18 protein-coding genes, 1 pseudogene and 1 riboswitch are annotated in these 18,924 nt (G+C 43.1%); of the genes and pseudogenes, 7 read left to right on the top strand and 12 right to left on the bottom strand.

All coding sequences use genetic code 11. The features are described 5' to 3' along the window. Window positions 1-59: 59 nt before the first annotated feature. The 6 genes from D2908_RS07010 to D2908_RS06980 form a co-directional block, all read right to left on the bottom strand. Complete coding sequence (locus D2908_RS07010; protein WP_165847462.1) at window positions 60-1,289, bottom strand: DegT/DnrJ/EryC1/StrS aminotransferase family protein; 1,230 nt, start codon at window positions 1,287-1,289, stop codon at window positions 60-62. A gap of 42 nt (window positions 1,290-1,331) precedes the next feature. After that, a complete protein-coding gene (locus tag D2908_RS07005; protein WP_117305924.1) occupies window positions 1,332-2,024 on the bottom strand; it encodes a sugar transferase in 693 nt (230 codons plus the stop codon). Window positions 2,025-2,222: 198 nt separating this feature from the next. Next, window positions 2,223-3,965: an ABC transporter ATP-binding protein gene (locus D2908_RS06995; protein ID WP_117305922.1), complete on the bottom strand. Its 1,743-nt coding sequence runs from the start codon at window positions 3,963-3,965 to the stop codon at window positions 2,223-2,225. After that, window positions 3,955-5,700, bottom strand: coding sequence for an ABC transporter ATP-binding protein (locus D2908_RS06990; protein ID WP_117305920.1), 1,746 nt, complete (start codon window positions 5,698-5,700; stop codon window positions 3,955-3,957). The genes D2908_RS06995 and D2908_RS06990 overlap by 11 nt, the downstream gene beginning before the upstream one ends. Before the next feature lie 205 nt (window positions 5,701-5,905). Further along, the gene (locus D2908_RS06985; protein ID WP_117305918.1) at window positions 5,906-6,541 is read right to left on the bottom strand and encodes a DUF421 domain-containing protein; all 636 of its coding nucleotides are present in this window, start codon (window positions 6,539-6,541) and stop codon (window positions 5,906-5,908) included. Continuing rightward, entirely contained in the window at window positions 6,538-6,993 is a 456-nt protein-coding gene (locus tag D2908_RS06980; protein ID WP_117305916.1) for a DUF3290 family protein, read from the bottom strand. Before D2908_RS06980 ends, D2908_RS06985 begins: the two co-directional genes overlap by 4 nt. Before the next feature lie 134 nt (window positions 6,994-7,127). Between D2908_RS06980 and D2908_RS06975 the strand changes: the two genes are divergently transcribed. The 4 genes from D2908_RS06975 to D2908_RS06960 all read left to right on the top strand — a co-directional run bounded on the left by D2908_RS06975 (window position 7,128) and on the right by D2908_RS06960 (window position 10,600). Beyond that, complete coding sequence (locus D2908_RS06975) at window positions 7,128-7,955, top strand: exodeoxyribonuclease III (RefSeq protein WP_117305914.1); 828 nt, start codon at window positions 7,128-7,130, stop codon at window positions 7,953-7,955. Window positions 7,956-7,966: 11 nt separating this feature from the next. Then, window positions 7,967-8,353: a VOC family protein gene (locus D2908_RS06970; protein ID WP_117305912.1), complete on the top strand. Its 387-nt coding sequence runs from the start codon at window positions 7,967-7,969 to the stop codon at window positions 8,351-8,353. Window positions 8,354-8,531: 178 nt separating this feature from the next. Next, window positions 8,532-8,627: riboswitch (purine riboswitch) on the top strand. Between the two features lie 129 nt (window positions 8,628-8,756). Next, window positions 8,757-9,338, top strand: a complete 582-nt coding sequence (locus D2908_RS06965; RefSeq protein ID WP_117305911.1) for a xanthine phosphoribosyltransferase — start codon at window positions 8,757-8,759, stop codon at window positions 9,336-9,338. Next, complete coding sequence (locus tag D2908_RS06960) at window positions 9,338-10,600, top strand: nucleobase:cation symporter-2 family protein (protein ID WP_049497528.1); 1,263 nt, start codon at window positions 9,338-9,340, stop codon at window positions 10,598-10,600. The genes D2908_RS06965 and D2908_RS06960 overlap by 1 nt, the downstream gene beginning before the upstream one ends. 29 nt (window positions 10,601-10,629) lie before the next feature. Here the strand turns inward: D2908_RS06960 and D2908_RS06955 are convergent, their stop codons facing one another. From D2908_RS06955 to D2908_RS06945, 3 genes are all read right to left on the bottom strand, one after another. Beyond that, window positions 10,630-11,034 (bottom strand): PaaI family thioesterase, encoded by a 405-nt coding sequence (locus tag D2908_RS06955; protein WP_000651223.1) that lies wholly within the window; start codon window positions 11,032-11,034, stop codon window positions 10,630-10,632. A 69-nt stretch (window positions 11,035-11,103) separates the two neighbouring features. Continuing rightward, window positions 11,104-12,585, bottom strand: coding sequence for a UDP-glucose--hexose-1-phosphate uridylyltransferase (locus D2908_RS06950; protein WP_117305909.1), 1,482 nt, complete (start codon window positions 12,583-12,585; stop codon window positions 11,104-11,106). 18 nt (window positions 12,586-12,603) lie between these two features. Then, window positions 12,604-13,782 carry a galactokinase gene (locus tag D2908_RS06945; RefSeq protein WP_117305907.1) on the bottom strand — a complete coding sequence of 393 codons (1,179 nt, stop codon included), beginning with the start codon at window positions 13,780-13,782 and terminating at the stop codon, window positions 12,604-12,606. A 171-nt stretch (window positions 13,783-13,953) separates the two neighbouring features. On the opposite strand from D2908_RS06945, the gene galR reads away from it, so the two are divergent. After that, window positions 13,954-14,955, top strand: coding sequence for a DNA-binding transcriptional regulator GalR (galR, locus tag D2908_RS06940; protein WP_117305905.1), 1,002 nt, complete (start codon window positions 13,954-13,956; stop codon window positions 14,953-14,955). Between the two features lie 172 nt (window positions 14,956-15,127). Here galR and D2908_RS06935 read toward each other — a convergent pair whose 3' ends face one another. The 3 genes from D2908_RS06935 to D2908_RS06920 all read right to left on the bottom strand — a co-directional run bounded on the left by D2908_RS06935 (window position 15,128) and on the right by D2908_RS06920 (window position 17,845). Beyond that, window positions 15,128-16,165 carry a zinc-binding dehydrogenase gene (locus D2908_RS06935; RefSeq protein WP_117305903.1) on the bottom strand — a complete coding sequence of 346 codons (1,038 nt, stop codon included), beginning with the start codon at window positions 16,163-16,165 and terminating at the stop codon, window positions 15,128-15,130. Continuing rightward, on the bottom strand, window positions 16,166-16,519 hold the full coding sequence (nmlR, locus tag D2908_RS06930) for a stress response transcriptional regulator NmlR (RefSeq protein WP_117305901.1): 354 nt from the start codon (window positions 16,517-16,519) through the stop codon (window positions 16,166-16,168). 435 nt (window positions 16,520-16,954) lie between these two features. After that, window positions 16,955-17,845, bottom strand: coding sequence for a cation diffusion facilitator family transporter (locus D2908_RS06920; RefSeq protein WP_117305899.1), 891 nt, complete (start codon window positions 17,843-17,845; stop codon window positions 16,955-16,957). A gap of 132 nt (window positions 17,846-17,977) precedes the next feature. Here D2908_RS06920 and D2908_RS06915 point away from each other — a divergent pair, with 132 nt between their 5' ends. Next, window positions 17,978-18,532, top strand: coding sequence for a TetR/AcrR family transcriptional regulator (locus D2908_RS06915; protein WP_117305897.1), 555 nt, complete (start codon window positions 17,978-17,980; stop codon window positions 18,530-18,532). A gap of 26 nt (window positions 18,533-18,558) precedes the next feature. Beyond that, window positions 18,559-18,891 (top strand): annotated as a pseudogene (locus tag D2908_RS06910) (glucuronide permease). Window positions 18,892-18,924: the final 33 nt, after the last annotated feature.

Here is an 18,924-nt window from a genome sequence, read left to right as displayed (position 1 = left end):
TACTTTTCTGATTTATTGAGAATATTATATGCTATTGTTCTATCTTTGTCAAGATTTTTTTATGAATTTTTTTCAGAATCAAGGATTTCTTCGGAAATTCTCACCAAAGTCTGAACGATATAGTCTACTTCATCATCGCTTAATTTAGTGTGAAGAGGGAGCGTAATTTCATTTTCAAAGAAGGCATAAGCCTTAGGATAGTTCGCCATATCAAAACCAAGATTCTTATAGGCTGTTAGCAGAGGAAGCGGTTTGTAGTGGACGTTACTTGCAATTCCTGCTTTAGCCAATTCTTGGATGATAAGATTGCGTTCTTCTAGGCTCGCTCCTTCTACATGAGTAATATAGAGGTGGCGTGAAGATTCGACAGTTTCAGTCTTGTGTGCCAAAGGATGGATGCGAGAACCTGCAAAACCACGATCATAGCGGTCCACAATGTCCTTACGACGTTGCAACAAACTTGGATAGCGATCCAATTGTACCAGACCAAGTGAAGCCATGATATCTGTCATATTGCACTTGTAGGCTGGTGTGACGATATCGTATTCCCATGAGCCTAGCTGCATCTTGGCAAGAGCATCCTTAGTTTGCCCGTGAAGGGAAAGGATTTGGAATTCCTTGTACATCTCTTCGTCATCAATCGCTGGATTGGCTTTCCAAGTAGCACTTCCACCCTCTGCCGTTGTAAAATTCTTAACGGCGTGGAATGAGAAGGAAGTGAAGTCAGCGATAGAACCAGCTGGTTGTCCTTTGTAAGTAGATCCCAAAGCATGGGCACTATCAGAGACAATCACGATACGGTTAAAGGCTTTTTGCCACTTGCTTGAAGCAGTAAAGAGGTCACGTTTCTTCTCCACTACTTGGAATAAACGGTCATAGTCGCAAACAATCCCTGCAAGTTCTACTGGAATGATGACCTTGGTATTTTCAGTGATAGCTTGCTCCAGCAGGTCATAGTCCATCTCAAACGTATCTGCTTGGATATCCACCATGACTGGTGTTGCTCCCACGTGAGTGATGACACTACATGAAGCTGTATAGGTCATGGCTGGAACGATGACTTCATCACCAGGTCCCACTTCCAAAACGCGCAAAATCAACTCAAGAGCGGCAGTCGCAGAGTTGAGGCAGACAGTCTTAGGAGTCTGTGTGTATTGAGACAAGCGACGCTCCAGTTCTTTGGTCTTAGGACCAGTTGTAATCCAACCAGAACGAAGAGTATCCGCTACTTCAGCAATTTCTGCTTCCGTAATATCGGGTGGTGAAAATGGAATATTGTAATTTGGCATTGATTTGCTCCTTTTATCTGTACTCATTTTCTTATGACTACTTTATTTTAGCACTTCAAACACGGTTTGAAACATGATTTTGATGTCTCCAAGGAAACTAAACTCTCGGAGATAGGCGAGGTTATAACGCATCTTTTCCGGAAGGACGTGTTCAACATAGGCTTGGTCAACTGATAAACCTTTCTCCGTCATTTGACTGATGATAGTGTCCTCATCCTTGTAGTGAATGCTAGCTGGAGAGGTAATCCCTGCTGGTAAGAGCAAGGTCGCCATCATTTCAGGACTATACTGCTCTGTGTAGCGCGGCACTTCAGGTCGTGTACCGACAAAGGACATCTCGCCTTTAAGAACATTGACCAGCTGAGGCAGTTCGTCCAAACGGACACGGCGGATGAAATTCCCAACCTTGGTAATACGACTATCATTAGCAGAAGTCACCAGACTGCCTTTTTTATCTGCATCCGTCACCATGGTACGAAACTTCCAAATCTTAAACCGACGGTTGTACTGTGTCACGCGCTCTTGTTTATAAATAACTGGCCCCTTGCTATCCAACTTGATCCAAATGCTCAAGATGAGAAAAACTGGGGAAGTCAAAATCAGCAAGATCAAAGCCAGAATCCAATCCAAGCAACGCTTGAAAATCAGCGAACCCTTCCTTTTAGAGACAAGCTGGTAGTAAGACTCAACCTCGCTTGATTTCATTTCCACGGGCAAGGCTTCCCATTTCAGCATGCTGTTTCTCCTTTGTTTTTATTATACTATTTGTCAACATTTTTCATTATACCACAAAATGGAAAAGGCGGTGAAAGAAAGCTGTAATTTGAAGGATTTCCTTCTTATTAATCTAGGAAACTAGTCGCAGGCTGTTCAAAGTACAGCTTTGAGGTTGTGTATAAAGTTGACCTGGTTTAAAGAGATTGTCAAAGAGTATTAGGACATAGCCCCTGCCTGCAAGCTATACATCTTGTGATAGGTTCCTCCCAAGGTCAAGAGTTCCTCATGAGTACCACTCTCGATGATGCGCCCCTTGTCCAAAACATAGATACAGTTGGCGTCTTGGATAGTAGAAAGACGGTGGGCAATGGCAATGGTTGTCCGTCCCTGTCTCATCTTATCCAAAGAAGCTTGAACCAAACTTTCTGTCTCAGAGTCAATATTGGCTGTCGCTTCATCCAAAATCAGGATTTTAGGCTGACTGGCGACTGTTCTGGCAAAGGCAAGAAGCTGGCGCTGACCAGTAGAAAAGCTCGAACCACGCTCGGAAACAGGAGCATCGTAGCCCAGCGGAAGGTCCTGAATAAAGGAATCTGCATCAACAAAAGCAGCTGCAGCCCGTACCTGCTCATCACTAAGATCTTGGTACATGGCGATATTGGACTTAATGGTTCCATGATAGAGGAAGGGATCCTGCAAGACCAGTCCGATATTTTTTCTCAGTTCTTCCTGACTGTAGTTCCTAATATCCACATCATCCAAGAAAACTCGCCCTGACTGAAATTCATAAAAGCGCATGAGGACATTGATAATCGAAGATTTCCCCGAACCTGTATGACCCACAAAGGCAATGGTTTCCCCCTTGTTCACTGAAAAGGAAATATCATCCAGAATTGGGTGTTTGCCATCATATGAGAAACATACGTGTTCAAACCGAATATTGCCTTCTTTGACCTCAGCTTCGCCATTTTCTTGAAGGGGCTCATAGTTTCTCTCATCGATTAAGGCAAAAACACGGCCTGCAGAAACCATAGACGTTTGCAGGGTTGAGAAGTTTTGCGTCACTTCAATCAGGGGATCAAAGAGACGATTGATATACTGGATAAAGGCATACATGGTCCCTGCTGTTATTCCCAGATAAAGTCCACGATAGCCAAAGTAGGCCATCAAAACAGTGTAGCCTAAGAGTTTTAGCAAACTCATGGCAGGGCGCAAAAAGAGGGCATCTAAGGCTACAGAACGGTTGGCATAGACCAAGTGTTCTTGGTTAATTTCATCAAATTCTGCTTGCAGACGCTTCTCTTGATTAAAGGTCTGAATAATCCTGATTCCCTCGATGTTTTCAGCTAGCTTGCTATTGATATCCGACAAGAGACTTCTGGTTTTCTCGATAATCTTGACAGACTTTTTCCGATAGAGATTGACCAAAAGGAAAATCAAGGGGAGAAAGAGCAAGACTAAAGCCGTCAAACGAAAATCCAACACCAACATGGTATAAAGGGTTGTCAGAAAGATGAAAACTGCTGAGATAAAGCTGGATAAAATCCCTGAAAACATATCACTGATAGTCTCGGTATCATTGGTCAAACGAGAGACGATAGAGCCTGCTGGCATCTTGTCAAAATAAGACATGCCTAGTTTTTCCATATTGGCAAAGGCATCGCGACGAATATCCCTAACAATACTGTAAGACACCCGAGCAAAGAGAAGATTGCCGACATACTGAACCAGAGTTTGTAGGATATAAAGGCCATAGTAGACCAGCAAGACGGTCACGGCCAGTTGGTTGAGATTGCTGAGATACTGGTCAATAAAGTGGGAGGCCACAAGGGGAATCACACTTTTAATGACCGTAGTCACTAAGAGAAAGCTGAGTGCCAAAAAGGTCAGAAGACCATAAGGCTTAAGATAAGACATCAATCGCTTCAATACAGCCCATTGTTCTTGTTTATTCTGCATCTTCTTCTCCTTTCATTTCCAACTGCTGAGACTGGTAGGTTTGGGCATACCAGCCATTCAAAGCTAGCAGGTCTTCGTGTGTACCCCGTTCGATAATCTGTCCATTTTGTAGAACTAAAATCAAATCTGCATGGACAACTGCACTGAGGCGATGGGCTGTGATGATGGTTGTCTTGTCCTTTCGCGTCTCCTTAAGGTTGTCGATGATGGCATACTCTGTCTTGGCATCCACGGCAGACAAGGAATCATCTAAAATCAAAATATCTGGATCTAAAATCATAGCTCGACTCATAGCCAGACGCTGCTTTTGACCACCAGAAAGACTGACTCCCTTTTCACCAATCAACGTATCAAATCCCTGAGGCATGGCTAGAATGTCTTGGTAAACTTGGGCTAGCTTGGTCGCTTCCTCTACGGCTGAAAGTGGTAAATCAGGATTTCCAAAGCGGATATTGTCTAAGATAGAGGTCGCAAAGAGGAACTGGTCCTGAGGAACATAGCCCATGAGACTGCGAAGGTCTGTCAGACGATAGTCCCTAATATCGTGACCATTTAGATAAATGGCTCCCTCATCCACATCGTACTCACGCAAGAGAAGCTTGATCAAGGACGTTTTTCCAGAGCCTGTCTGCCCAACCAAGCCCAGGGTTTGCCCTTTTTCCAAACTAAAGTGAATATCCGTCAGTGTTTCCTCATTTTCAAAGGCAAAGCTATCAATATCGTACTGCAAGCGCCCGTTTTCAATACCATCCAAAGGAAACTCAGGGTCTTGTACAGATGATTCCTGAGACAAGAGTTCCTCAATCCGTTGATAGGACACCTTCCCCCTCTGACTAATATTAAAGAGGAAACCAATAGCCATAAGAGGCCAAACCAGCATATCCAAATAGCTGATAAAGGTGACCAGATTACCAACTGTAATGTGCCCATCCTGAATCATCAAAGAGCCGACCAAGAGGGTTAAGGCATAGGAAGAACCAACAAATAAGAGAACCATGGGGTCAAAAAGACTATCGTATTTCATGGTTTGCAGATTTTTTTGGAAGGTCAATTCATTGACTGCCTGGAAGGACTTGAGCTCGTCCGCCTGGTAACCGAAAGACTTGGTTACTTTAATACCTGACACAGACTCCTGCACCTTGTTATTGAGTTCAGAAAAGGCAGCTTGCGATTCGCCAAAAGCCGTATGGGTCTTTCTCCCTAGACGACTGGTGGCATAAGCCATGAAAGGCAAGGGTAAAATGGCAACTAGCGTCATCTGCCAAGAAATACTAAAGAGCATGGTCAGTAAAGTCACCAAAGCCGTGATAGAGGCATCCACCGCAGACATAACACCGCCACCTGCTAGACGAGTCAAGGCATTGATATCGTTGGTTGCGTGCGCCATCAGATCCCCCGTCCGATAGGTCTGATAAAAGGCTGGAGACATTTTTGTGAAATGCTCAAACAAGCGAGACCGCATAATCTGCCCCAGACGGTAGGATGTTCCAAGGATATACATACGCCAAACATAGCGCAGATAATACATTCCAAAGGCTGCAAGTAGCAAGTAAAATAGGTCAAGAAGGAGGTCCTGCTGGGTTAATTGTCCCGACGTAATAGCATCAATGACCCGCCCCATAACCATGGGGGGAATGAGATTGAGGACGGAAACCAAAACCAAGGCCACAATCCCGACTAAATAACGGCGCTTTTCTAACTTGAAAAACCACCAAAGTTTTTGAATAATGGACATAAAATTCCTTTCTGATTGCAAATGGAAACCTGAGGCCAATACTCAATGAAAATCAAAGAGCAAACTAGGAAACTAGCCGCCGGTTGCTCAAAGCACTGCTTTGAGGTTGTAGATAGAACTGACGAAGTCAGTAACCTACATACGGCAAGGCGACGTTGACGCGGTTTGAAGAGATTTTCGAAGAGTACAAGACCCCAGGTTTTTCTTATTCATAGGTTACGACTGTGACCGCACCCTTGTCATACTCAGCGATAAAGATATTGGCAACATTTTCATGCCCCTGTTTGCTGAGATTATCAAGCAGCCACGCTTCGCTACGGCCAATCGATTCCAAAACATCTACTTGGATGACACCGTCAGTCACAACTGGATACTTAGGATTTTCATCTCCAATTTGAACCACGATGAGTTGACCATTTTGCTCCTGCACAGCTCGTTTGACCTGTTTCATCTGGAAAATGCCTTGGCTACGAAGTTTGAGAGCTACATCTGCTGCAGACAAGCCAACTGAACGACAGGCTTCTGGGTCAATCTGCCCATTTTTGATGAGGAGAGTCGGTTTTCCATCAATCAAGCGTTTCACAGAACGAACATTATTGTTGAGCCATTTGAGAGTCAAGACCAGAATGGTCCACATAATCAGGATAACTGCATATTGAAGGATACTGATGGAGCTATTGTAAATCACCCCACCGATGATACCCCCGAGCACATAGTTCTGGATTTGATCTATTGCTGAGTTAGGCGCTAGGTTGCCCTTTCCAGTCACATTGATCACGAAAACCAGCGAAAAGAGACCCAAGGCTAGTTTGATTAAAATTTCCATATAATTGAGTGTCATTCGTTCACCTCCACCAATTCAATCGCATCTGTTTGATACAATTCGACTTTCTCTAAGAGATACTTGTCAGGTTCGCTCCCGTTCATGGCACGGTAGACATTTGGACCTACCTTGACAAGCGCTCCATCAGTGGTTGCAGAAGTATTGACATAAACTTCTGATTTATCCACTCCCAAGTCTTTGGAAACAACCTCGATGAAATGAAGTGAAGCCTGAAATTTGTTGTTAGAAACTTGATTGTTTTGATAAGTCGTGATACTGACCAAAAGTAGAGCGAGCAATGTCAAAGCTGAAATCATGACCAACTCACGAAACTTGGTTCCCTTTTTATCATGATAAGCCTTAAAAGCAAAAAATCCTGTGATGGCTAGGAGCACAATCCCAAAACCAATCATGATGCCATTTTGCTGACTGATTTGGCTGAGTACATAGTCATAAGAATAGAATTTCATGTATTTTCACTCCCTTTCATAAAAGCATTCTTACATTATAAACAAAAGAGGCTGATTTTTCAAACCATACGTTGGGGAAATAGACCTTTTTTTGATATAATAAAATCTATAATCTGAATGAAAAAGGTAATTTTATGAAACTGATCTCATGGAATATTGATTCCCTCAATGCAGCCCTAACGAGCGACTCAGCTCGCGCCAAATTGTCCCAAGAAGTCCTACAAACCTTGGTCGCTGAAAATGCTGACATTATTGCTATCCAAGAAACCAAGCTTTCTGCCAAGGGTCCTACAAAGAAACATCTGGAAATTTTAGAAGAACTCTTTCCAGGCTACGAGAACACGTGGCGCTCTTCCCAAGAGCCTGCCCGCAAAGGCTATGCTGGTACTATGTTCCTCTATAAGAAAGAACTTACGCCCACTATCAGCTTCCCAGAAATTGGTGCTCCTTCTACCATGGACTTGGAAGGTCGTATCATCACCCTAGAATTTGATGCATTTTTCGTGACCCAAGTTTACACACCAAATGCTGGCGATAGCCTAAAACGCTTGGAAGAACGTCAAGTTTGGGATGTCAAATATGCTGAGTACTTGGCTGAACTAGACAAAGAAAAACCAGTCCTTGCGACTGGTGACTACAACGTAGCCCACAATGAAATCGACCTTGCAAATCCTGCTAGCAACCGCCGTTCACCAGGATTTACCGACGAGGAACGTGCTGGATTTACCAACCTTTTGGCAACTGGATTTACCGACACATTCCGACACATTCATGGCAATGTCCCAGAACGCTACACTTGGTGGGCACAACGCAGCAAGACTTCTAAAATAAACAATACAGGCTGGAGAATCGACTACTGGCTAACAAGTAACCGCGTCGCTGACAAGGTGACCAAGTCAGACATGATTGACTCAGGAGCTCGCCAAGACCACACACCAATTGTCTTGGAAATTGAACTTTAAGGATTTTCACGATGAACTTCAATGCAGTTATTCCTGAGTTTATGGTATCGAATATCGAACAGTCCCGTTCCTTCTACTGTGATTTACTCGGTTTTAGGATCGAATACGAGCGTCCAGAAGAAAACTTTCTCTTCCTTTCTCTTGAAGAGTGCCAGCTAATGCTAGAGGAAGGAACCCCCGAGGAACTGGCTAACCTTACCTACCCATTTGGCCGTGGAGTCAATCTCTCTTTTGGTATAAAGGATGATCCAAAACTCTATCAAAAAGTGATGGAGGCCAACTACCCTATTTACCGTCCTTTAACCAAGAGAACATTTCGTGTCGGGGATCACTATATCTATCCTCATGAATTTGCAGTTTTGGATCCAGATGGCTATTTTTTAAGATTTAGCGAGTAGAATAATAAAGATTGGGAAAAGTCTTTAAACTTAGAAAAAACCTTCTAAATGTTAGCTAATAAGTTAATTTTTGCCCATTTTTATTATATATGTTCGTTTTTTTAGTCAAAACACTAACAAAACATTTGATTTCTAAAGCTATTTAGTGTAAAATAAAAATATTGGCACAAGCCTAATTAAAATTGAATATCGTTTTACTTGTTTATGTCGGGAATTGGCACGACGTTTCTACAAGGTGCCAGAACACCTAACAATAAGTAAGTTAGCTTTGGGTATGGTTTTTTTCGCCATGCCTATTTTGAGGGACTTACTTAGAGATTAAGTAGGTCCTTTTTCTATTAGTTTTACTTGATAGAAATTTGAAACAAGCAAATGGATTGCCTTTTAGACTTTAGGAGGTCTTATGAAATTATTAGAAGAGCGCATCCTCAAGGATGGGCAGATATTGGGTGATAACATCCTCAAAGTAGATTCCTTTTTAACTCACCAAGTTGACTTTAGCTTGATGCGAGAGATTGGTAAGGTTTTTTCGGAAAAATTTGCTTCTGCTGGTATTACCAAGGTCGTGACCATTGAAGCGTCGGGTATTGCCCCAGCCGTTTTTACAGCTGAAGCCTTAAATGTCCCTATGATTTTTGCTAAAAAAGCTAAGAACATCACTATGAACGAAGGCATCTTAACTGCAGAAGTCTACTCCTTTACCAAACAAGTGACTAGCACCGTTTCTATCGCTGGTAAATTCCTCTCACCAGAGGACAAGGTTTTGATTATCGACGATTTCCTTGCTAATGGACAAGCTGCCAAAGGCTTGATTCACATCATCGAACAGGCCGGAGCCACAGTCGAAGCTATTGGTATCGTGATTGAAAAATCTTTCCAAGATGGTCGTGATTTGCTTGAAAAAGCAGGCTATCCTGTCCTATCACTCGCTCGCTTGGATCGTTTTGAAAATGGTCAGGTCGTATTTAAGGAGGCAGATCTCTAATGCAAACTCAAGAAAAACACTCGCAAGCAGCCGTTCTTGGCTTGCAGCACTTACTAGCTATGTACTCGGGATCCATCCTGGTTCCTATCATGATTGCGACAGCCCTTGGCTATTCAGCTGAGCAGTTGACCTACTTGATTTCCACAGATATCTTCATGTGTGGGGTGGCAACCTTCCTCCAACTCCAACTCAACAAATACTTTGGGATTGGACTCCCAGTCGTTCTCGGAGTCGCCTTCCAATCCGTTGCTCCCTTGATTATGATTGGGCAAAGCCATGGTAGTGGCGCTATGTTTGGTGCCCTTATCGCATCAGGGATTTACGTGGTTCTTATTTCAGGCGTCTTCTCAAAAGTAGCCAATCTCTTCCCATCTATCGTAACAGGATCTGTTATTACCACGATTGGTTTAACCTTGATCCCTGTCGCTATTGGCAATATGGGAAATAACGTTCCAGAGCCAACTGGTCAAAGTCTCTTGCTTGCGGCCATCACTATTTTGATCATCCTCTTGATTAACATCTTTACCAAAGGATTTATCAAGTCTATCTCCATTTTGATTGGTCTAGTTGTCGGAACTGCCATTGCTGCTACCATGGGCTTGGTTGACTTCTCTCCTGTTGCAACAGCACCACTTGTCCATGTCCCAACTCCACTCTACTTTGGGATGCCAACCTTTGAGATCTCATCTATTGTCATGATGTGTATCATCGCAACAGTGTCTATGGTTGAATCAACTGGTGTTTACCTAGCCTTGTCTGATATCACAAAAGATCCAATCGACAGCACGCGCCTTCGCAACGGTTACCGCGCAGAAGGTTTGGCCGTACTTCTTGGAGGAATCTTCAACACCTTCCCTTACACAGGATTTTCACAAAACGTTGGTTTGGTTAAATTATCAGGTATCAAGACTCGCCTGCCAATCTACTACGCAGCTGGTTTCCTCGTTCTCCTTGGACTCCTTCCTAAGTTTGGCGCCCTCGCCCAAATCATTCCAAGCCCTGTCCTCGGTGGTGCCATGCTGGTGATGTTTGGTTTTGTATCGATTCAAGGGATGCAAATCCTCGCCCGCGTTGACTTTGCTAACAACGAACATAACTTCCTTATCGCAGCTGTTTCCATCGCTGCAGGTGTCGGACTCAACAATAGTAATCTCTTTGTCAGCATGCCGACAGCCTTCCAAATGTTCTTCTCAAACGGAATCGTTGTAGCCAGCCTACTCGCCATTGTCCTCAATGCCGTATTAAATCATAAAAAGAAATAAGAAAAAGAGGTGCGAGCCTCTTTTTTATGTTATATCCTCACCTGTCTGTCTTCTGACCGCTGGCCTGTGACAAACATGGTAAAGGTTGCCTTGCAGACATTTCTGCCTTCTTGATTAGTGATATCGACATCCACTACACAGGTTGTGCGACCTTGATGGACACATTCTCCTTTAATGGTCAGCACATCGTCGAGTTTTCCTGCCTTGAGGTAGTTGATAGAGGACTGGAGCGTCACTCCATCAAGTCCCAACGAGATGACCACCAAACCACTGATTTGGTCACAAAGGGTAAAGAGATAGCCACCATGAGCATTGCCATAGTAGTTGAGCGACGAGTCCACTACTTTTGTCGTCACCACAACGTGACCATCTCTCATTTGTTCAATTTCGTAATTTTCAAAGGCAGATATAGCGTCAAAATGAAAATCTTTCATCGTTTCCTCCTGATATTTCAAACGACACTATGATACTACTTTTTATAGAACTGTGCAAGGAGAAAGTTCCTAGTCTGACAAAATTCCGACCTGCTCTATAAAGCGCATAAAGGCTGCCTGTCCTTGCTCCGTCTGCTTATAAACTCCTGCATCCTCAAGTACACGCGCAAAGATAGCACCCACAGAGTCCTTAACGATTTCAAGGGCTTTTTCTTTATCTGTTAGGTCTGGATGTTGGACTTTGAGTTGGTCTGCCCATTCCTGATGATAATCGGCAACTGTATCAGCTTCTCCTACAAGGTAGGCTGCAACTTGCTCTACTTCTTCTTTCAGACGTGGTGGTAAGATTGCCAAGCCCATGACTTCAATCAAGCCGATATTTTCCTTCTTGATATGCTGAACATCCTTGTGGGGATGATAGATGCCATCAGGATGCTCTGCTGAAGTCTGATTGTCCCGTAAAACCAAGTCCAACTCAAACTGGCCATCGCGTTTACGGGAAATGGGTGTAATGGTATGGTGTGGTGTTCCATTACTTTCTGCCAAGACTTGCACCCTTGGATCTGAATACTGGCGCCATTCTTGCAAAATCTTATCAGCCAAGTTAATCAGATCCTCTTTGGAATCCGAAGTCAGACGCAACACTGACATTGGCCACTTGACAATCCCAGCCTTGACTTGCTCAAAATCAGTAAAAGAGAAGGTTTTTCGTAAGGGAGCCAATTCCATAGGAAATACGTGACGGCCTCCTTGATAGTGATCATGAGTTAGAATAGAGCCCCCCACAATCGGCAAGTCGGCATTAGAGCCTGCAAAATAGCCTGGAAACTGCTCTACGATATCCAGCAGACGTTCAAAACTCTGACGACTGATGGCCATGGGACGATGCTGCCCATCTAAAAAGATACAATGCTCATTAAAATAAGCATAGGGCGAGTACTGGAAGCCCCACTCCTGACCAGCCATTTCAAAACGGATAATGCGGTGATTGCTGCGAGCTGGGTGGTTGACCCGACCATGGTAGCCTTCATTCTCTAGACAAAGCTGGCACTGAGGATAATTGCTAGCTTGCACCGACTTGGCTGCCGCAATCTCTTTGGGATCCTTTTCAGGCTTAGAGAGATTGATGGTAATCTCCAGTTCACCGTAGTCAGACGGTACACGATAGGCGAGATTTTTAGCAATGGCCTTGAGTTTGATGTAGTCATTTTTCTGACTGAGTTGGTAGAAATCCGCAATCGCTTGCTCTGGAGAGTGGGCATAGGTTTCCCAAAAGTCACGATTGACCTGACTGGGACAAGGGGTCACCAAGTCCATCAGTTCAGCACCGAGGATTTCACGCGCAGTCTGACTATCCTCAATCGTCTCTAATCGAACGGCTTCCTCAACCAGCTGGTCCTTGAGGTCAATCAATTTATCCAAATTTGTCTCAACTTCCAAAACACCATCTCCTACTCGTGCCAAGACACGATTGGTCAGGTAGATGCGATCCATTTCCTCAAATGAACTTTCAGAAATGATATGTGTTACAAATTTATCTATTAAGGTCACTATAGAACCTCCTTTTGACTAATCAAGGACGCGAGTCCCACCTGCAACTTCAGCGATATAGAAGCTTGGAGCGTAGCCAACTACTTCCTCGTAGTGTTTGCCTACAGCTTCCTTAAAGGCCTCAACAGCATCTTTTTGTACCAAGGCAATGGCACAGCCGCCAAAACCAGCCCCTGTCATGCGAGCACCGAGAACACCTTCTTGATCCCAAGCTGTGTGAACAAGGGTATCTAATTCCAAACCAGTTACTTCATAGTCATGCTCTAGGGAAACGTGTGACGCATTCATCAAACGACCAAATGTTTCCAAATCTCCTGCTTGAAGGGCTACCTGAGCTTTGAGGGTACGTTGGTTTTCAAGCACAGCATGGCGAGCACGTTTCAAACGATTTTCGTCTTTAATTAGATAGCCGTATTGGTCAAAGGCCCACTCATCCAATTCACCCAAAGTCTGAATATCCAAGGCAACTTGCAACTCTTCCACTGCTTTTTCACACTCAGCACGACGTTCATTGTACTTAGAGTCTGCTAGTTCACGACGTTTATTGGTGTTCATAATAACAACGACATTGTCTTTCAAATCAAGCGGCACCAAGTCATACTCCAAGGTGTTGGTATCAAGGTAAATAGCACGTTGATCTGCACCCATGCCGATAGCAAATTGATCCATAATGCCAGAGTTAACTCCGATAAAGTTGTTTTCTGTTTGTTTTCCGATTTTAACCAAATCGAGACGCTCTAATTTTAAATCAAAGAGATGCTCTGCCACGACTCCTGTCAAGAGTTCCAAGGATGCTGAAGAAGACAAGCCCGAACCATTTGGGATATTCCCATAAACATAAAGATCAAACCCTTTGTCAATCACGTGCCCAGCTTCTTGCAAGAAATGGAGAACCCCTTTTGGATAGTTAGTCCAGTTGTGCTCTTTTTCAAATTTGAGATCAGCAAGAGGAACTTCGATGATGCCCTTGTCCTCAAAGTTGGCTGAGTAGAAACGCAAGATTTGGTCGTCACGTTTGCGAGCCGCCCCATAAGTTCCCAAGGAAATAGCAGCAGGAAAAACGTGCCCACCATTGTAATCCGTGTGTTCACCAATCAAATTGATACGGCCTGGTGAAAAGAAGGTTTGGTTTGCTTCTTGACCAAAAACGGCAAGAAAATCTTTACGAAGGGCTTCAGCAGTAAGATGTTGTGTCATATGAATTCTCCTTTGACTGTCCGACTGTCCATTAAGTCACCTTAACGTGTAATCGTTTTCTTCTATTGTATCCAAGGGATTTCCCAAGGTCAATCCTTTTTACTAAACTTTTACTAAAATGTAGGTAAAAAGCAGAAAAATATGATATACTAACCTCATCAAGGAGGATTTATGGCTACCTTAAAAGACATTGCACAACTAGCTTCTGTCTCTATCGCGACCGTATCCCGTGTTCTCAACCGCGACCAGAGCCTATCTGTTACAGAAGAAACCAGACACCGTATTTTAACTGTCGCTGAAGAGCTGGGCTACACTAAGCACCTCAAGACAGGCGAGTCCCACAAGCCCAAGCAAAAGATTGCCATTATCCAATGGGTCAGCGAACAAGGGGAGCTAGACGACCTCTACTACTACCAGATTCGCCTAGGAATAGAAAAAAGAGCCCAAGAGTTGGACTATGATATCTTGCGCTATTTTAATGACCATCCTTTTACCCTAAGCGAGGAAGTGATTGGGATTCTCTGCATCGGAAAGTTTAGCCGAGCTCAGATTTCTACCTTTGAAGAATACCAAAAGCCCCTAGTCTTTCTAGACAGCGATACACTTTCCCTAGGACATTCCTGCATTATCACAGACTTTCACACTGCCATGAAACAGGTCGTTGATTATTTCCTCAGCCAAGGAATGGACCGTATCGGGATTCTAACAGGGCTTGAGGAAACAACAGACCAAGAAGAAATCATTGAGGATAAGCGGCTGGAAAATTTCAGAAACTACAGTCAAACAAAAGGAATCTATCATGATGAACTGGTCTTTCAAGGTAGCTTTACCGCCCAGTCTGGCTATGACTTAATGAAACATGCCATTCAGAACTTGGGTAACCAACTGCCACCAGCATTTTTTGCTGCTAGCGATAGTTTAGCCATTGGTGCCCTCCGTGCCCTCCAAGAAGCTGGAATCAGTCTACCAGACCGCGTCAGCCTCATTTCTTTCAACGACACCAGCCTGACCAAGCAGGTTTATCCTCCCCTTTCCAGCATCACGGTTTATACTGAAGAAATGGGTCGAGCAGGTATGGATATTCTGAACAAGGAAGTACTCCATGGTCGCAAAATCCCTAGCCTGACCATGCTGGGAACCAGACTGACTCTGAGAGAAAGTACTCTGCCATAACTCCACAAATTAATACTCTTCGAAAGTCCCTTCGAACCGCGTCAACGTCGCCTTGCCGTACTCAAGTAAAATCTGCGACTAGTTTCCTAGTTTGCTCTTTGATGTTCATTGAGTATAAACATAACAAAAAATCCTAATAGAGAGTCTCAAATCTCCATTAGGATTTTCTTTTTTAGTCCATCACAATCATAGATTTAATGGTCTTACGTTCATCCATATCTTTGTAGGCTTGGTCGATATCTTCCAGTTTATAACTTGAAGTAAAGACGCGACCTGGATTGATATCACCATCAAGAACAGCTTTTAGTAAAAATTGTTTATCATAGGTTGTCGTAGAAGCTGCTCCACCTGCCACAGAGATATTTTGCATAAAGGTCGAACCAAGAGCACGGTTATTATAGTGTGGAACTCCTACAAATCCCATGCGTCCTCCATTATGAAGAACACCAAGTGCCTGTTCTACAGCAGCCTCCGTACCGACGCACTCAAGTGCTGCATCTGCTCCTCCTCCGAGGATTTCACGTACCTTGGCAATACCTTCTTGACCTCGCTCAGCTACAACAGATGTCGCTCCTGACTCCAGAGCCATCTTTTGACGGTCTTCATGACGGCTCATAAGAATAATTTGCGACGCACCACGCATCTTAGCCGCGATGACAGCACATTGACCGACAGCCCCATCACCAATGACCACAACCTTATCCCCTTTTTGAACATTTGCAACACGCGCCGCATGATAGCCTGTTGGCATGACATCAGCAAGAGTCAAGAGGGACTTGAGCATGCCTTCTGTGTAATCAGAAGGTTGTCCAGGAATTTTAATCAATGCCCAGTTTGCATAGTGGAATCGAATGTATTCTGCTTGGAAATCGCCTCCCAAGTTGTTACCAATATGATTGTCGCAAGAGCCGTCAAATCCAGCAAGACAAGCATCACACTTCCCACATCCATGTGTAAAAGGGACAATCACAAAATCACCTGATTTTACTGTTGTAATGGCTTCTCCAGTTTCTTCAACGATTCCAATCGCTTCGTGTCCACTATTCTTGTGTCCAGCTTTCGTTTCTGGATTACGGTACCTCCATAAATCCGAACCACAAACGCACGCGCGAACTACACGAATAATCACATCATCTGCGTCTATAATTTGCGGACGTTCAATGCTGGCAAGGCCAACCTGGCCTGCCTTTGTATATACTGCTGATTTCATTTAAAATTTTCCTTCCTTGTAAAGTTTAATTTTGAGATTTAAACGATTTAAAGCTACCTGTAACTGAGACAAGCGTTCCTCTAATTTTTGCTTTTCTTCTTCTAAAATACCAAGCCTCTCCTGTCTCGTCTCATCCCCCTTTTGGTAGAGCGACATATAGTCAACTAAACTATCTATAGAGACACCCGCCGAACGAAAACACTTAATAAATTCCAGCGCTTCGATATCCTGATCTTGAAAATCACGAATCCCAGTAGCAGTACGAGTAATCGGTGGCACAAGACCAACCCGTTCATAATACCGAATCGTATCCGCTGAAATTCCCAACAAATCACTGGCAGATTTAATATTCACACGCTAACCTCCTCTCATTTCATTCAGTGAGTTTACGCTATTCTAATTCACTTATCTTATTATATAACTTTGAGTTGACTCCAAGTCAAGCATTTTGTACCTAATCGAAAAATTTTTATCATTATCAGTTCTATTATAACAGATTGAATCTAGAATAGTACAATGTGTCTGCTGAAATATTTCTAAGAATTAATTTGACTTTCCTAATCGATTTGTTCACATCTTATTTCAATCTACTATATTTCCATAGCTTTTCATTAGTCAAAGAGTTTGGAGAAAACGTCTTTCATATAAGATATCATAGAAACTAGGCAAAAAGTCTTAAAAAGCAAAAATCGCATAGTATCAGGTATTAAAAATCCTTGATACTATGCGATTTTTGTTAAGATTTATTTCATTTTCTCTTGAAATTGAGTTTTGTCCCAGTCGCTTTTTCTAGTGTTGATTCCCGTAGGACTTCTCTAAGTCTGTTACCCTCCGCTTATGTTGCGCATGATTAATTTGACTGGTGTCCACTTCGATAGTAACATTCTGAATTCCTCTTCCTTCTATGAGCTGACGTACTTGATTCTTTGTTTCCGTCATCTGCTCCCAATCTTCTAAACAGAGATGGATAATGGCATTATTTTCCAGACCATCCATGGACCAAATGCTGAGTTGATTGACACTTTTGACATTGGTCAGAGCCTCCAAATCCTTCTCCAAATCACCTGTCTCTAGTCCTTCTGGCACAGCATCCAAGAAAATCTTGAGTGTAGACCAAAAACGTGGAAGGGCTTTTGAAAGAATAAATGAAGAAATGACAAGGGACAAAAGAGGATCTAGGATATACCAGTCCGTAAATCGAAGAACAATCGCCATCAGGATAACAGCTACCCACCCTAGCGTATCTTCCAGAAAATGCAGACTCAAAATAGACTCATTCTTTGTCTTTCCCTTACCAACCACCAGACTCGCTAACAGATTGATAGTTATCGCAATAATTCCTAACCAGAGAATCCCCTCATCATTGACTGGTTGCGGATGCAAAATCTTCGTGACATTTTCCAAAATGACTAGAACAGAGCCTGTTACGAGAATCACAGCTGTTACCAAGGCTCCTAGCAGGCTAAACCGCTTATAGCCCAAGGTGTACTGATTGTCTTCTTCACGATTGGAGATTGTTTCTAGAAAAGCTGATATTCCAATTGCAATCGCATCTCCCAAGTCATGAACAGAATCAGCAAGAACAGCGCTAGAACCAAATACTCCACCTGCAATAAACTCAACAATGGCATAAGTCAAATTTAAGAAAAAAGCCACCCAAACAGCATATTTTGCCTTCATATTTCTCATTCCTTTGTTATAATAGATTTATGAACACCTTGTTCATTATCATTATCCACTAAAACTCAAAGAAAGGATAGAAGCAAAACGTCAGCTTTATTCAGTTCTGAACAATTTGCCTCAAGTGTCCATATGACTAACATTGACCGCCGTATCAGCAAAACCAAAAAAGCCATCTTTCAAGCTTTTATACAACTTTTGAATGCTAAGGGCTACGAGGCCACTACTGTTCAGGATATCATTAATCTCGCAGATGTGGGACGATCCACCTTTTACTGTCACTATGAGAGCAAGGAACTACTTCTGGACGAGCTTTGTCGCTACCTCTTCCATCACCTCTTTGAAAGAAAGAAGTCCATTTCAACCGAGGATTACCTCGCCCACCTCTTTCTCCATTTTCAGAAAAACCAAGACCATATCACCAGTCTGCTATTTTCCAAAAATGACTACTTCCTCCGTCAACTCCAGAAAGAGCTAGAACACCATGTTTACCCCATGGTGGCGGATGACTTGCAAGAGGCCTATCCGAACATACCGGCCTCCTACCTCAAACATTTTGTAGTAACCAATTTTATCGAAACACTGACCTGGTGGCTAAAAAAAGGAAAATCTTATACAGAAGACCAAGTAGTGAGATTTTACTTAGATGTGATTGAGATGACTTCTACAAAATCACTCGAGATTTAATCCTGTTACAAAGAAAGGAATCAACCATGTTAAATTCTATTATCCTAGGAATACTGACAATTGTACTAGCTCTCGGTTTTTCACTTCTCCATCTCGCAGCTGCTTTCGCAGCCATGAAAGAAAAAAACTACTGTTGGGGAAATATGTGTATCTTGGTGGGAAGCTGTCTCACCTCACTAGCTCTTGCTATCTTTTTCTTTATCCCGCTTGCAACTGTCATCTTATAGATAGTGGGCTCTAGCATCATCTGCTACGGTGCTTACTGGAATGGGCAACAGCAAGAAAGTCAACATATATCACACCACATTATAAGGGGCACACTAGCGGCTTTGATCACGCTCTTGTTTATCTTACTCTAACATTAAAAATCCCATCTCGAATTATAGACGAGA

The organism is Streptococcus sp. LQJ-218 (assembly GCF_003428885.1).
Taxonomy (GTDB): Bacteria; Bacillota; Bacilli; order Lactobacillales; family Streptococcaceae; genus Streptococcus.
This window is presented reverse-complemented; position numbering and strand designations above follow the sequence as displayed.

What these genes read in the sequence shown, in the direction of transcription:
- D2908_RS07010 (WP_165847462.1), bottom strand. Translation starts at nt 1,289, where the DNA reads ATGCCAAATTACAATATTCCATTTTCACCACCCGATATTACGGAAGCA.
- D2908_RS07005 (WP_117305924.1), bottom strand. Translation starts at nt 2,024, where the DNA reads ATGCTGAAATGGGAAGCCTTGCCCGTGGAAATGAAATCAAGCGAGGTT.
- D2908_RS06995 (WP_117305922.1), bottom strand. Translation starts at nt 3,965, where the DNA reads ATGCAGAATAAACAAGAACAATGGGCTGTATTGAAGCGATTGATGTCT.
- D2908_RS06990 (WP_117305920.1), bottom strand. Translation starts at nt 5,700, where the DNA reads ATGTCCATTATTCAAAAACTTTGGTGGTTTTTCAAGTTAGAAAAGCGC.
- D2908_RS06985 (WP_117305918.1), bottom strand. Translation starts at nt 6,541, where the DNA reads ATGACACTCAATTATATGGAAATTTTAATCAAACTAGCCTTGGGTCTC.
- D2908_RS06980 (WP_117305916.1), bottom strand. Translation starts at nt 6,993, where the DNA reads ATGAAATTCTATTCTTATGACTATGTACTCAGCCAAATCAGTCAGCAA.
- D2908_RS06975 (WP_117305914.1), top strand. Translation starts at nt 7,128, where the DNA reads ATGAAACTGATCTCATGGAATATTGATTCCCTCAATGCAGCCCTAACG.
- D2908_RS06970 (WP_117305912.1), top strand. Translation starts at nt 7,967, where the DNA reads ATGAACTTCAATGCAGTTATTCCTGAGTTTATGGTATCGAATATCGAA.
- D2908_RS06965 (WP_117305911.1), top strand. Translation starts at nt 8,757, where the DNA reads ATGAAATTATTAGAAGAGCGCATCCTCAAGGATGGGCAGATATTGGGT.
- D2908_RS06960 (WP_049497528.1), top strand. Translation starts at nt 9,338, where the DNA reads ATGCAAACTCAAGAAAAACACTCGCAAGCAGCCGTTCTTGGCTTGCAG.
- D2908_RS06955 (WP_000651223.1), bottom strand. Translation starts at nt 11,034, where the DNA reads ATGAAAGATTTTCATTTTGACGCTATATCTGCCTTTGAAAATTACGAA.
- D2908_RS06945 (WP_117305907.1), bottom strand. Translation starts at nt 13,782, where the DNA reads ATGACACAACATCTTACTGCTGAAGCCCTTCGTAAAGATTTTCTTGCC.
- galR (WP_117305905.1), top strand. Translation starts at nt 13,954, where the DNA reads ATGGCTACCTTAAAAGACATTGCACAACTAGCTTCTGTCTCTATCGCG.
- D2908_RS06935 (WP_117305903.1), bottom strand. Translation starts at nt 16,165, where the DNA reads ATGAAATCAGCAGTATATACAAAGGCAGGCCAGGTTGGCCTTGCCAGC.
- D2908_RS06920 (WP_117305899.1), bottom strand. Translation starts at nt 17,845, where the DNA reads ATGAAGGCAAAATATGCTGTTTGGGTGGCTTTTTTCTTAAATTTGACT.
- D2908_RS06915 (WP_117305897.1), top strand. Translation starts at nt 17,978, where the DNA reads ATGACTAACATTGACCGCCGTATCAGCAAAACCAAAAAAGCCATCTTT.